Genomic DNA, 16070 nt, shown 5'->3' on the forward strand with positions numbered 1-16070 from the left:
TGGCTTTTAGATGGCAAAAAGGGGATGAGGAGATGAAATTACTAGGGAAATTATTACTTTTTGTGTTAGTATCACTGAGTGCTTTTGGATTTAAGCTAGAGGGAATAACCTTTGATAAAAGCCTTGAGAATGGATATAAGGAGTTCATAGTCCATAATGATGGGACTAAGAAATCGAGATATAAAGTGTCAGTACTTCCAAGTGGTGACGTAGATGTCACGGGATGCTTGAAGGTGACACCAAAAATTCTTACGATAGAACCAAAATCTACTCAGGTATTAAAAGTATTTGGAGTTGGAGGAATGAAGCTGGAAGCAAAAGAGTATCCGTTCATACTACATTTCCAGCAAATAGTTATACCAACACTTATGAAGGGAGAGGATGGTACTATATCTGGTTCTTCAGCCCTGAGTCTAGCACCTAGTGTGACTATGAAGGGATATGGTGGAGTGATAGATTATTCAAAAGCTTTGGAACTTACCAATGTGAGATTTGAGAAAAATAAGGATGGAGATTTGGTGTTTAAGGGAAGATTGACTAATAAATCACATGGGGCAACAGAACTAGGGATAAACTTTTATAATAGAAATAGATCAACACTAGTATCTGAAGGATTAGGAGGAATAGATGCTAATTCAAGTCGAGATTTGGAAATTGTAGTAGCTAATTTCACTAGTGGAGATCAAATAAAATATATAGAGTTTTATGATGAAACATATGAAACTATAAAGCAGGTAATAAGAGAGTAGGTACTCTTTATTATATATTGAATTAGATATTAAAATGTCAGAGGATAAAGGAGGTATTTATTATGAAAAAATTATTGTTTATGGGAGCTTTATTAATAGTTGGAGCGACGGCGTTTGGAGCTGTATCAGCTGAGTTTAGTGGTAATACAGGAGGAAATATTTCTCAAGGAAGTGCTACCGCAAATTTAAGATTGGCATCAAGAGGAACAGTTATTGATACGACAAACAAAGCTGTTTTAGTTGTGACTCCTACTGTCAATGCTGGTGCAGATGGAGAAACTTTGAGCTTTGATTTTTCGAGTATTGTTAAAAATGCGGAACAACCTCAAACATTAGAAGGGAAATTTACTGCTGAAATTTGGGCTAATGATAAAAAAGTTGCTTTTGGAAATGCAGAAATAGATGTAAGTTTAGCAATGGTTAATGGAAGTGTATTAGATGATGATAGTATAATAAGAGGAATTGCATTATATGATACTGTTACAGCAGGAACTCCTGGAAGTAGTGGAGAAATAACTGGTAAAGAAATAGGAACTTTAAGTTATACTTTAAGTGGTGTACAAACAAATGATATGACTTATACAGGAACAGTTAATGCTAGTGTAGTGGCAAAAGAATCAGGATCCTTTAATGATAAGTCAGCAATGGTAACTGTGGCAGTAACAGACTTTAGCTATACAAAAGGATCTTAGAAATTTATAAAATTTTTATTAAATAGTTTAAAGTAAGAGCTCTTCTTACTTTAAACTATTTAACATACATATATTTAATATGTATAGAAGTAAAATAATTAACTTAATTATTTTATTTATATAGATATTAAAAGTAGGGAGGGGAATTGAGATGACAAAAAAGATGAAAGCTCTACTTATACTTCTCTTTATAGCTTTATACAACCAAACCCTTCTAGGAAATGAGTATACACTAGAGGAATTGGATGAGTTAAAAAGAGTAAAGGCTATAACAAGTGAAGAGTATGAAATATTAAAAGCTGAAATTACACAAGGAAATATTGTATCTGATAATGTTTACTCCCTTAAAATGGGAAATAAAAGAATAAGCAATACTTTTGATGTTATAGTTGTAAATAATAGAAGTTATTACAGTATGCAAGACTTTTTTGAAGCGATTAAATTTACGAATTATTATCCTAGTGAAAAAGAGGTAATAATATATTTAGGAGAAATGTTAGAAGAGATTAGATTAAAAAATGGGACGGTGTCTAGAGATGGGAAAGAACTTTTCTCTGATGTAGATTATCCTAGATATGTTATTAAAGATAGTAAAGTATATATAGAGTCTAAAATATTTGAAGAACTATTTTTAGCATACTTATCTGTAGATGATAGTAAGTTAGAAATAAGTATGGAGCTTAGTTTTACTCCTCCAGTTGCTATAGAAAAATTATTAGATATATCTTTAGCTAAGTTAAATAATAAAGATGTAAAAAATGAGATTATATACAGTGGAAAAAGAGAGATGTTTAATCTGGGATATTTAAGAGTAGAAGCGGGAAATTCTTGGACAAGAACAGAAGAAGATAAAAGCTATAAATCAGAGTGGGATGGAAGCTTGAGTTATCAAGGTGGATTACTCTATGGTGGATTTCAATTCAATTATGACATGAAAGATAAGAAATTTAATAATTTTCGTTTAGATTATAACGATATTTGGAAGAATCATACTTTAGAGATAAGTAAGAGTAGTTTTGATAGTGATGGAGAATGGGGCTTCCACTTCTACAAAGAAAAGAGTTACTATAATTTTGGGGATTTGATAATAATAAGAGAAAGAGTACCAATAGGAAGTAGAGCAGAACTTCTATATATGGGAACTCCAATAGCCATTCAAGATGAGGAAAATGGAGAGGTAATCTTTTCTAATAATATGATTAGAAGTAATAGGGATTATCAATTAAAAATCTACTATCCTGATGGAAAGATATTATTAAAGGATATTAGAACATCAGAAGACTACAATAGACAGCAACGTGGAGAGATAGAGTACGACATTAGTGTAAATGAAAGTGCTAGTGAAGGTGGATATAACCGTAGTGCAAACTTCTATTATGGAGTTAGTGATAAATTTACTTTTGGCGCTGGCTTTAAAAAAGAGATTGTCCCTAATCAAATAAGAGAGAAACACTATGCTGATGTAGTAGAAACAGAATTAACATATGGAGATACGATAAATGGTTATTCATATACATTACAAATCAATGGAGAGAGAACATTAACTTCATATTTAGATCAAACTATGAAAGATTTAAGAGATAGAAATCAGTATGGATATTTAGTTGAAGTTACAAAAAATAGGTTAAGAACAAAGTTTCAACAAACAATGTATGCGGAGTATTATGATGAAAAAAAAGAAAATAATTTTGAAATTTCATATGATATAACTAATTCTTTAAGGATAGATTATAGTTATGGAGATACGACTTTTAGGCCAGATTGGTTAACTTTAGAAGCTAAACCTATGGAGAAAAGTTCATCTTTGGGAGTAAGTTATGATAAAACAATAGGTGGAGTCCTATTTGGTACATCAGCTGATTTTGATTTAGAAGATAGTAAAAATAATGAGTATAGCTTTAATGCATATTATTCAGGATTCAAGAGATTTACTACAAGACTTGAAAATACCTGGACAAATAATGGGAAAGATTATGAAGTGGCATTAGAGATATATAATAATAATCTTGGGGGATTTTTAGATATAACAGCTGAGGCGAGATACTCAAATATAGATAAAGAAACATTTGGACTCAAATTCAGTATGACACTAGATTCATGGTTTACATTTGATGTAGATGGGGATGAGCATGGTAATAATACTGTAAGGGTTGGAATAGATAGAATAATAGATTTAAAAAATCCAAGACTTGAAGTAGATAATATGGATGTATCTAGAGCTAAGATAATTACATTTGTGGACCAAAATAATAATAATATGTATGATAAGGGAGAAATAAGAGTAGGAGGAGTAGAGGTAAGTTTAGGAGCTCATAAAGTAGTTACAGATGAAAATGGAGAGGCTAATTTATATAATTTATCAAATGGAATAATGTATGAATTACAGCCTACAATTAAAAAACCTTCCTACACAATGGGGAATAATATAATAAAAATTCAAAGTAATTTTAGTTCCGATGTAGATGTCCTTATTCCAGTTAAGCCAATGATGAACTTGAGTGGATATGTAAGTTTAGATGAAACACTTGGTATAAAAGAGAGTGAAAAGGATGAGTTCTATAGTAATATTATAGTTCAAATACTTGATAAGGAAGGAAAAGAGATAGATCTTGCATCTCCAGATAATACAGGATATTTTGATATAAGTGGACTTTTCCCAGAAGAGTATTTGATTAAGGTATACTATATAGGAGATAACTATAAGATTTTAAATTTAAATGAAAGAATAAAACTAAATTATGATGAGGAAAATGGATTTGATTTTGATATTCAATTCAATGTAACAGATGAAGAGATAGAGATGTTAGATAAGCAAAAGTTAGCTAAAATAGAAGAAGATAAGATAGCACATGTAGAAGGGGGTAGAAGATAATGAGAAAGATAATATCAGTAGGTATATTTCTTTTAAGTGCCCTCTTGGCATTAGGGACAGATATAACTTCAGATAATAGTAATACTGATAGTGGTATAATAAATAAGAACCCTATCATAGATGAAGGAGGGTATAATCCCTTCCCACCTGATTTTATTTTTCCAGAGGGAGAAATTCCTGAAATACCAGCAGGTCCAATGGTGCCAACTACAGGGAGAGATGTGGATGAATTAGGACAGGTAAGAATACTAGAAAAAACATATACCGTTATGTTGGAATCTAAAGTCAATATATTTGTACCTCTTGAAGTAATTACAGATATAGATATAGAAACAACAGTAATTGGTGATCAGATAGTAGATGTGCCTTTTGAGATAGAACTGAACAGGAAGCCAGAAAAAGAGAATTATTATTCTATAAGATACAGTGAAAATATAATAGATATAGATGCAGATGGGACACCAGATACGTATATATTTTCTCCAAAGTATATAAATGAAAAGGTATCTAAAGATAACTTTGTAAGGATATATGGAGAGAATATAACTAAAGAAGGGACGCATAAAAAAGATATCTATATAACTGTAGAGATAGGTGGCTAATTATTAGGAAGGGGAGGTTCTCCTTCCTTTTCGCGCGAATAGGAGGTATTTTTATGAAAAAGCTAATTTTTATGATGATGATATGTTTAAATGTATCTATACTTGCCGAGATAAAGGTGAAAATACATGAACCAATAAGATTTAAAAATATAAATACCAAAGCTTACGGAGAAGTGGTAGTTGGTCAAGGGGCAATAGAGGTGTACTCTACAGCTATAGAAGAGGATTTAGGGAAAAAGATAAAGATAAGATTTCCAGAACAAGGATTAATGACAAATCAGAAGAGGTGGTTAAAGGTAGAAAAATACAAAATGGCTAAAGCTGATGAAGAGTTTGTAATAGATAGAGAGAAAAGAATAGTAAATTTTTATGCCTTTATTAGAAGAAGGGAGTTAAATAAGACAGACTTAGATGGGGCAAGAGTTGAAGGAGAATATTTAGGATATACTCCTGTACTTATAGAACAATATGGAAAACCATTAAATCCAGTGCCTGATAGACCTGTTACATTACCAGCTTTTCCAGATCAAGAAGATAAACCTACACCATTGCCTGTAGAAGGAGGGGAATAAGATGATAAAAGTTATTTTATTTTTGATATTATCACTATCCTCTTTCAGTAATAATAAGCTACTTATTCCTACTCTGAGTAAAAATGATGAAAAACAGCTGATAATAACGTTAAAGCCAAAGATAAGGTTCTATATTGTAAAAAAAGGAGATACTTTAGAAGGTATAGCTAAGAGATTTAGAATGACTGTGAAAGAGTTAGCAAGAAGAAATAATAGAGATATAGAAGGAATATTAAGAATAGGAGAAGTACTTCAAGTAGATGAGGTGGAAAATACATGAAAAAGCTATTGTTACTGATGATTTTTTTTCTAAATACTCTTAGTTATGCTTACATAAATTTATATCCATTAAAATTTGAAAAAGATATAACTAATGGAGCAGCACAGCAGTTTGTACTCTATAATAGAACTACAAAGGAAAGAAAGTATAGAGTTTATGTAGAAAAAGTAGAAGGAAAGAGATCTATGGCTGAATGGGTAGAGGTATACCCTAAAAGCATATTGCTTGAAGCTTTGGAAGAGGATGTAATAAAAATTTTTGTAAAAGCACCTGAAGGTACACCAGAAGGAGAATATCAAGCAAATCTTGTAATAAAAGAGGTAGCACTTCCAGTTATAAAACAAGATAAAGAGGAAAGAAAAAAGAAAGCTAGAATAATGACAATGGTGAAATTAAGATTAAAGGGGAAAGTTAATTATGAGTAAGAAGATAATAGGCGTAGTTTTAGGAATAGCATTTTTAGCAGGGTGTTATTTTCAAAATAAAGATGAGTTAAATATACCAGAAGAGGATATAAAGAAAATAAGTTTTTTAGATTTAGATGAGAATCAAGAAAAACTTATATATACATTAGAAGATAAAAGTTATGTAAATAATGGAAAAGACAAAAAAGTTCTAAATTTTAAAGTGTTGTCTAAATTTAAAATGAAAGATAAAGAGTATTATATAGTTGAAAAAGATAGAAAAAAAGGTGCAGTAGATGAAGAATTAAAAACTGTGTTGGTCTTTAACTATACAGATTTAGAAAAAATAAATAATAAATATATAAAAGGAATAAGGGATAATAACTCATATATTATAGATATAGAAAGTTATGATATGAAAGGACCATATGACAGTATATATAGTATGAGTGCTGGAGACTTAATAGTAGTTACTGAAAATAATGAGAATAAATATTTAACTAAGGATATTAATGAAATTAAAGAGTTAAATGGAAAAAAGCTTTTATTTTTTAGAGATAATATAGCCATAACTCAAAAAAATGAGCTATTTGGAATGTATGACATAAAGAAAAAGAGATCTATACCAGAGATAAATGAAGAGATATATTTTTCACAAGATAACATATTAGTGAAGAGAGATGGAAAATATTATTATAATGATGAAGAATTAAAAATAACAAGATTTTATCCTACAACAAGTGATGTAGTTATCTATGATTTAGAACAAGGCTTTGGATTATTTGATTTAAAAAACGGGAAATACTCAAAAGAACCATATGATGAAGTAGCACCTAATTATGATAGATATGTTATAGTGGGAAAAGATGAAAAATATGGGATTATAGATAAATACAATCAAGAAAATATTCGATATGAATATGATTATATAAATAAATTGGGAAAAAATTCTTTTATAGTAGGAACAGATAATATAGGGATGTTTGCTTTAATAGTAAATGATAAAAAAATAACTGAAGAGGAATATGAAAACTTTATAGAAATAAATGAAGAATATTATATGGGATTAGTAGAAGATAAATATATATTAATTAATAAAAATGGAAAAGTAATAACAAAAATTAAAAAGAATAATTTACTTTATTATAATAATGAAGTAGTAATAGTAAAAGATAAAGATAGACAAAAATTTTATTTACTAGAGAGTGGGTTAAAATAAAAGATGAAATTATAAAATAGAGCAAAAATATGTTATTGAGTAGGAGGGAAGATTATGGGAAGTAGAATAAAAAAACTTTTAATATTATTAATTATGGTATTAGGAGTAGTATTATTTGCTAGTGAAGAGAAAAAAGCTCCTAATGAAATAGTAAAAGATAATCCAGAAAGAGAAGTAACGACAGTAGAGAGTATGAAAGTAAGAGAACATGCTACTATGTCTTTGAGTGTAACAAAGAAAAATGAAAAGGTAATAGAAGGAGAACTGATAGGAGATACTTTAAAGATTAAATTACCTATTAAAGGAATAAATGAAAATACTTTAGATAGAATGGTTAAAACTAAAGAGGGAAAAAAATTAGTAATAGAGTCAAAAAGTAGAGTAAATCCAAGAATGGCTAGAATGGTAACTAATACTACTAAAAAAATGCCTACACAAGAAGAGATGAACAACTTAACATTAGAACAAGTAAAGGCTATGATGAATAATTCAGACACTAAAGAGATAGAAGCTCAAAGTAAAAGCGTAAAGAATCATATAGCTGTTGAAAATGAGAGTGGTATAGATGTAGAAGTTTTAGATGTGAATAGAAATGAAGATATATATGTTAATGTAGAAGAGAATGACGAAGTTATAGATAGGTATAGAGTGATGATATTACCTAGGAATTCTACAGCAAGAGCATTTACACTTCCAAGTTCACCAATAGAATATACTTATCTAAATAGTAGAATTATACAAATTGGTGGAAATAAAGTTTGGTTGGGAGATAAAAATAGAACATTTGGAGCAAATATAAATAACTTAGATACTGTGGAATTTAAAAATCAGCTATCTGGATTTATACTTGATGATGATTTTATAGATTATAGTATTGGTTTCAATTTTACAAATGCCGTGATGGGGACATCAATTCGTTTAAAAAGCACATTAGGTGATGGTTTTGCACCTTTATTTACTAGTAGTGTTAAAGGAAGTAAAGGAGAAGTGTATGATTATTTTATAACAGAGCCTACTAAAGGGCTATATTATAGTGAATATAATGGAAATGGGAAATTGTTTGAAGGTAGGTGGAAAAGTAATCCGAAAGAAGGAGCCGTAAATGCATTTAGATATATTGATTTTTTAGAGAAAAATACAACAAATAATGTTTCTACTTCTTATCTAGCAAATGCTACCGCTACTGGAATTGGGTTTGAATTGGATATTCCGTTAAAATCAACTATAAATCAGCCAGGAAGATATATAACAGAGGGCTTTATAACTACGACTATTAGTGCTAAAGACCAGCAAAGTTCTACAATAAAAGCACATTATATATATATGGATATGGGAGATCAATCAGGAGATACATTTGCTGTTAAAATACCAAATGATAAAATAAAAAAATCTCAAACTACTTTGAATAAAATTGATACAGGGAATTGGATGCAATTAAACGCAGGGAATACTAATTTAAGTTTTATGAAATCCAATGATAACACTTCATCTTTTAATAATATAGGGTTATTTATTAATGGAGAGGTAAATAGACAAATAGCGAGATACTCAGCTGGAAAAGATAGTAATGTACATACTATAACATATAATCAAGGGAATAAGGTTCAGACTTTTAAAATAAGGGTTTCACAGCAAAAAGGTAGTTATGCTCAAGTTGAGATTTTACCTATTACTTTACAAAATCCAGATAATACAGCAGAAACTCCTCAAGTTAAATTTTATATTGTTCAGGGAAGAAAGGATAATCAAGCATTACGAGAATATAGGAAAGTTGAGTATACAGTTAATTTTCCTAGAATACAGAATCTTCAGGAAGCTGGAAATATTAGTATGGAGTTAGATCCAAGATTGCAACAAATTTTGGGAAATAATAAATTTATAGGAACCGGAGCACAAGTTGTAGATGAGAACCTTACAGGAAATAAAAGTTACACAAATATGCTTAAACTGACAAATAGTATTAAAAGTGGATTTGAAGGAAAGCAAGTTATTGGAATAGAATCTATAGAAGGAAAGAATCTAATTAGTGGAGGACTTTCTAATTATAATTTTTTTGGATCCAACTCCATTAAAGAAATAGGATTGAAAAAATCTGGGACACAAATAGGATGGTATGGTGGAGGAAATAATGATTTGCTTGTCTCTTCTAGTGGATCTCAGAGTTATAAAGTTAGACTAAATGGAGAAAGTGGAGAAAGATATAGTTTAAATGTTAACGTGAACTATGTCTCTGGAATAGATAAGACTGGATACTCAGGTTCAGGACTGGTTAATATATCAAAAGCGGAAAAAAATGTTCCATATATATTTGAGCCTCCAACAAATGGAAATAGTACTACAACATCTGGTATGATAATGACTATTTCTGGGGCCTTTCCAAATATAAAAGGAGTTGTAACAGGAAAAACAGGAGTTAACATAGCAGACAATGTAGAAGTTAGTGTAAGAGGGAGTACAACTAGTGGAATTAAAGTAGAGACTGATAATCAAACTATAGGAGATAAAATATATACTGTAGATGGGCATCTAAAGGTTGGAATAACAAAAGAAGGAAAAATAAAAATAATCAAATTAACTTCAAATTTTGACTATACTTCTAATGATACTACAGATAATATTATACTAAAGTATAAATATGGAGATATAATTTTAGGAACATTTACTCTAAAAATAAAAAGTGATGAAGTCGATGGAGGAGACATTACTTTCAAAATAGATCCAAGGTTAGAGCAAATTTCTTCGAGTATTGGAAATTATATAACAGGAGCTAAGACTTTAGGAAGTAAGGATTTTAATAATCATAATAAAAATTTTTCAGAGTTAATTGAAGTTACAACAAATTATTTAAATGACGCAGCAACAGCTAGAGATGTTTATATTGATTCTATACAGAATAAGAAAGAAATTACTAATGGAATAAATCAGCTTTATATTGGTTTTGGAGAGAATCAAGATGAAGAACCTGAAATAATTTTAAAAAGGAATCCAGAGAATTTAAATTATTATAGTGGAAATACAAGAGATACCTTGATTTCAATATTGAATCCAGAAACATATAGAACAAAAATAAGAGATCAGAATGATAAGATTTATAATGTAGATTTCATTATGAGTAAAAGCGATCAAGTGGTCAAAACTGGGTATACAGGGGCAGGTAAATTGAATTTAGCTAGAGCTGAAATAGACTATGAGTATATATTTGAGGCAGGAAGAAATACAAGTGTAACTGTTCCTACTTCAGGAAAAAAAGATAGAAATGTAATTTTGAATATAACTTCTGGAAAATCATTGGATGCCACTGGAGTATTAAGCACTAATAATGATCAAAGTATAGCAAATAGAATGGAAATAAAAGAAGGGGATAATTTATTAGGGACTATAACAGGAACAGCTGGAGATAAATTAGAAGTAGCATTAAGTGAATATGGAGTTAAAATAGGAATTACTCAAAGTGGTCAATTAATAGTAGCAAAAGTAGAAGATATAAATATAGCTACTAAAGTACTGACTATCAATTATTACTATGATATCAACAATGTCAGTATCAATTTGGGTACATTTACTTTGACATTAGAAAATTATATAATTGGTGACTATAGTAATAGTGTAAGTATTGAGATAGATAAAAGATTTACTAAAATTGACACATATAACTGGTTACTTAAAAATGGAACTAAATCAAGTACAATAACTGATACTACAGGTGATAAATTTTTGGATTTCTTTGAATTTAAAGGAGAATTAAATACAGCTTCTTTAAATGGAAATATAGAGTTTGGATTAAGTGTAGAAGAAAGACCTGATTCATTTAGAAGTGAAAATAATTATGATGTATTTCTTACAGGTACTGATATTTGGGAAAATGAATCAGCTATTCCTGTAAATATAGATATTTCAAGATTAAATGAGAATTTAATTGTTTCAAAATTTAACGGTAATAATCCAAAATTAGATAACAAATTTTCATTAGTATTTGATGATAGTGGTATTGAAAAAATTTATAAAGGAAAGATTGTAGAGAGTATATTAGGTGGAGAATTAAGAAGTGGCAGTGGAATACTAGATGTTTCTAAAATGAAAAAAAATATAGAGTATAAATTTAAAACAGAGGTTGAAAATGGAGAAATAGTCTCATCAAATGATTCTAAAGTTTTGATTAAGGAAGCAAGTGGTACGGTAAATACAAAAGGTATTGTAACTGGAAAAACTACAAAAAATGTTGCCAATAAAATAAAAGTGACATTTGATGATAATACTTCAAGTATTTCAGCTAATTCTAGTATGGAGATAGAAAATAAAGGTTTAAAAGTTGCCATTAATACTAACGGAACTGATATAGGTGGGCTCATACTAACTAAAATAGCTGATGAAATACCTACAGATACAGTAAAAATAGAGTATTTTTATACTACTCATCCAAATAGTAATGAGTTAACAGTTGATAAAACTAGTAATAGAGCTGTAATTAAATTAGGGGAATTTAATTTAAATCTTATAAATAATAAGGCAATTTCTATGGGGGAGATAGAGGTTAAAATAGACAAAAGATTAGCACAAATTCCAAATGCTGAATGGGTAGGAGCAAATGGAATTCTCCGTGATAATTCTGGAATATATGGAAATTATTCAGAGTTAGTAAGTGCAACTGATAATATAGATGCTAATTTAGATGTTAATAAGGTAGTTTCAGTGAAAGCAATTAATGGTGAAGAAAATTTAAAAAATGCGGTAGGGATGGAAGCTAGCTACAAGTATATGGCAGAAGGAAATAATATAATTGCCTTACCTTATAGCACAGATGATAAGACAGTGACATTAGGAGATTATGATGTTGATACTGAAAGTTTAATTTTTGTATCTAAGAGAGATATTTCCATTGTTACAAAGAATACATCAAATCAGGAAATAAGTAATAACTTCATATTGGAAACTAGTACAAGTTCTAGTGATACTTTATATAGTGGAATAGTTAAAGAAACATATATAGGTAAGAAAGATTATTCTGGAAGTGGAAATATAGATTTAGAAACAAGCGAAATTGGTAAAAAATATATCTTTGAAACGACTGAGTCACAAGGGATAGTTAGTGGGAATAATGGAATAAATATAACTCAGGTTTCAGGTGATCCAGTAAATTCTTTAGATGTATTTGGAAATAATAAAAATATAGCTAATAAATTGAAAGTAGAGTTTATTATAACTGGTAACACTAGGCAAATAAGAACTACAACTACACAAACTAATGCATTAGAAGTAACTGAACATAATTTGTCGATAGGAATAGATACTAAAACTGGAGGACTTACTTTAACTAGAAATGGAGGTTCTGATGTAACTCAAGCTATTATAACATATTATTATGATCCTGGAGAAGGGGATAATGTAAGTGATAAAGCAGTTACTTTAGGAATGTTTACTTTAAATATAGCTAATGCAAATCCAGTAATACCTCTAGGAACTTTAAAAACAACTATAGATCCAAGATTAGGAAAAATAACTGATGAAGAGTGGTTAACTTTAGGAAGTTATGGGGGTAGAGATTTATTAACGTTAACTGAAAATAAATATCTAGGATTAATAGAAACAAAGCAAGGCAGTTTAACACCTTCAAAAACAATTCATGAAATATCAAAGGTTATGAAAGGATCAGTAAACTATGACCCACTTGATGAGGGAAACTCAAATAGTGTTGTTTATAAAAAATATGGAAAAAATTCTATTCCTAAAGTAGCTATTTTAAAGTCTAAAACTGATGATAATATAATAGATACAAGCGAATTGGCAACAGGGAAAAGTTTGGCTAGAAAAATTAATGATATTGATGGGGATATATATATTGAATTTAAAGCTTCTGATAATTCAAATAATTCATTTTTTCATAGCTTAGAAGTAAAAAACTCACCTAGTGAGAAACCAGATAAATTTACAGCAGATAATGGGTATATTGGAAGTGGAAGTGTAGATTTATCAGGAAAGGACTTAAATACTTCTTATACTTTAGTTGAAAGTAATGCAACTGATAATGAAATAAATATGGAATCAATTGATGGCTGGCTACCAACATTTACTGGAATAGTTTCAGGTTATACAAATCAAAATATAGTGAGTTACTATACAGTTAAAATAAATAATGGTACTGCTAATAAGGTAGAATTTACCGGAGATGGATATGACTATACTGACTTTAAAATAAAACTAAGTCAAGAAAATACAAAAAATATCATAATTACAAAGAAAAATGATAATACATATGATACTCTAGTAACAGTACTAATAGAATATTATCATTCAAGCGGAATAAAATTAGGAGAATTTACTCTTAATATTAGTAATACTAGGACGGAAAAAGATTTAGGAACAGCTACAGTTAAATTAGATGCAAGAATATCTCAAGTAGATGATAACTATTCCTGGATAAATTTAAAAAATGGAGATATGTTTAGAATGGAAGCTCAAAATGGGATAGGAAATTATAGAGATTTTATAGAAGCTCCTTCAACATTTAGTAACGCTGAAGATAATTCAATGTATAATAATTTCAATTTAGAAAAAGTATTAGAAATTAATGGATTAAAGGAGGGCTCATCTAACTTTGTAGAAGGTTTTTATACATTTAATAATGTAAGATATACAACAATTAAAGGGGAGAATGAAGCAGGAATTCCAACTGGTATAGATTTGGAATCTTTTTTAAAAGTAGATGCTACAAGTAAATTAGTGATTTCTAAATGGGATGTTAGAAGTTCAAAACATAATAAAAATAATGAATTTTTGATATCAGCAAGAAATGGAAATCAAGTAGTAGCTTTTAAAGGAAATATAAAAGAGAAATATTTAAATCAGACTAGGGATGAAATAGATGGAGTTATTAGTAAAGATGATACTATTTTTAAAGGTAGTGGAAGTTTAAATTTGATAGAGGCGGAATTAGAAAGAAAATATTCTTTTGCTGTTGGACAAAACGGAACTGTAAATGGAAATGGAGGAAGTAATGTTGTATTAAAGATAAATGAAGGAAAATCTTTAGATGCTACTGGAGTTTTAGCTAGTAATGATAATAATAGTATAGCTAATAGAATGGTGATAAAAGATGGAGATAGTGTCTTAACTACAATAGATGGAACACTTGGAAATGAGTTAACTAGTGAAGAATTAACAATAGAAAGTGCAAAGGTTAAAATAGGTATTGATGGTTCTGGACAATTGACAGTAACTAAGACTCAAGATGGAAATATATCCTCAAAAGTATTAGTAATAGATTACTATTATGTAAATAAAATAAATACTAATGCCAAAAATGATATTCATCTTGGAAGTTTTAAATTAACACTAATGAATCCTATAATAGAGTCGAGTACTACTCCTACTGTAATTATAGATAAGAGATTTGCTGAGAATGAACATTATAATTGGTTATTTAGAAATGGAAGAGCAAGTGATGATTTGTATCAGTATCCTGAAAATGCTCAAGATTATAGTAAACTATTTAAATATAGCACTCAAAATCTTAATAATTTACCTACTAATGCTGAAATTTGTGATGCTATAGGTATGGAAGGAAGAATACATAGAGAAAATTCAAGTGATACGGATAGTTATAGACTTTACCATATAAATGATGCTGAATGGCATGGAGAAGCTGCTGTTCCAATAGTAGGATCAATGAATAACTTAAATAATATAGTAACTATCTCAAAAGGAAATAGTGAAGATTCTATTTCAAAAGAAAATAAATTTTCGTTATTATTTGAGGAAGATGGAGAAATGAAAATTTATAAAGGAAATATTAAAGAAAATATTACTGGAGATGGTGTAAGTAACGGTAGCGGAGAGGTAACGTTTATAAGTACTGATACAGATATAACTTATGAGTTTCCTACTACTCTTAACAATCAAGAGACTAATGTAATTGGAAATGGTACTGATAATAGGACTTTGGCTATGAAAAATGTAAAAACTAGTACTGGAGCAATTCAGGCTTTGCCTAATGGAAATGGATTGACAGAAATAGTAGGAGAAAATCAAGTAATAGCTAATAAAATAACTGTTTCATGCAAAGATACAAATTCATCTAATGCAAAAGAGGTTACTATAGATAATATTACTTTTGGTATTGGAGATAATGGAGGATTAACTTTGAAAAAGGGAAAAGATTTTAATCCTTCAGAAGATAAGGTGTATACTATAAAGTTCTATTATAAAAATCCTGGTAATGATTCTCAAGGTGATATAGAGTTATCAACTTTTGATTTAACAATAAGAGACTCAATATTTGAAATAGATGGAGATGGAGTATTAAATTTTGGAGATATGGTATATAACTCAAATTATCCATATGTAACACAGGGTGGAATATTCTATGTAAAATGTAATGATCCGGCTATGATAGAAGGAAAGAAAGTAGAGTTTTCAGTAGAAAAAGATAAAGTTCAATCTATGAAAAATACAAATGGTCAAACAGGAGATCAAAATGAAGTACCTTTAGTAAATACACAAGTACAGACACGTTCTAATGGAAAGTTCTATTTACAATCAACAGCAGATTTAAGTAAAAAGCCGAATACAGGTAAGTATGAGGGAGAAATAGAGGTAACAGTAACTATAACAAGCCCATAATCAATTTCTATTTATAGAAGGGGTTAGAACTTATTTTAAGTACTAACCCCAATATTGACAATTT

Annotated in this window: 9 protein-coding genes; all 9 read left to right on the forward strand. The window is 29.3% G+C overall.

What is annotated here, in order from left to right; genetic code table 11:
• On the forward strand, positions 1-749 hold a 749-nt coding region (locus DYA59_RS00390), incomplete at its 5' end, for a hypothetical protein (RefSeq protein WP_218564209.1).
• 62 nt (positions 750-811) lie between these two features.
• Entirely contained in the window at positions 812-1441 is a 630-nt protein-coding gene (locus DYA59_RS00395; RefSeq protein WP_115268278.1) for a hypothetical protein, read from the forward strand.
• A 151-nt stretch (positions 1442-1592) separates the two neighbouring features.
• Positions 1593-4313 carry a hypothetical protein gene (locus DYA59_RS00400; RefSeq protein WP_115268280.1) on the forward strand — a complete coding sequence of 907 codons (2721 nt, stop codon included), beginning with the start codon at positions 1593-1595 and terminating at the stop codon, positions 4311-4313.
• Positions 4313-4915 carry a hypothetical protein gene (locus DYA59_RS00405; RefSeq protein WP_115268282.1) on the forward strand — a complete coding sequence of 201 codons (603 nt, stop codon included), beginning with the start codon at positions 4313-4315 and terminating at the stop codon, positions 4913-4915. The genes DYA59_RS00400 and DYA59_RS00405 overlap by 1 nt, the downstream gene beginning before the upstream one ends.
• Before the next feature lie 53 nt (positions 4916-4968).
• Positions 4969-5487 carry a hypothetical protein gene (locus DYA59_RS00410; RefSeq protein ID WP_115268284.1) on the forward strand — a complete coding sequence of 173 codons (519 nt, stop codon included), beginning with the start codon at positions 4969-4971 and terminating at the stop codon, positions 5485-5487.
• Position 5488: 1 nt separating this feature from the next.
• On the forward strand, positions 5489-5767 hold the full coding sequence (locus tag DYA59_RS00415) for a LysM peptidoglycan-binding domain-containing protein (RefSeq protein WP_115268287.1): 279 nt from the start codon (positions 5489-5491) through the stop codon (positions 5765-5767).
• Positions 5764-6192 (forward strand): hypothetical protein, encoded by a 429-nt coding sequence (locus tag DYA59_RS00420; RefSeq protein WP_115268288.1) that lies wholly within the window; start codon positions 5764-5766, stop codon positions 6190-6192. Before DYA59_RS00415 ends, DYA59_RS00420 begins: the two co-directional genes overlap by 4 nt.
• The gene (locus DYA59_RS00425) at positions 6185-7390 is read left to right on the forward strand and encodes a hypothetical protein (protein ID WP_115268290.1); all 1206 of its coding nucleotides are present in this window, start codon (positions 6185-6187) and stop codon (positions 7388-7390) included. The genes DYA59_RS00420 and DYA59_RS00425 overlap by 8 nt, the downstream gene beginning before the upstream one ends.
• Positions 7391-7444: 54 nt before the next feature.
• Positions 7445-16006: a hypothetical protein gene (locus tag DYA59_RS00430; protein WP_115268292.1), complete on the forward strand. Its 8562-nt coding sequence runs from the start codon at positions 7445-7447 to the stop codon at positions 16004-16006.
• The last annotated feature ends 64 nt before the right edge of the window (positions 16007-16070 follow it).

It is taken from the genome of Fusobacterium necrogenes (assembly GCF_900450765.1).
GTDB lineage: Bacteria > Fusobacteriota > Fusobacteriia > Fusobacteriales > Fusobacteriaceae > Fusobacterium_A > Fusobacterium_A necrogenes.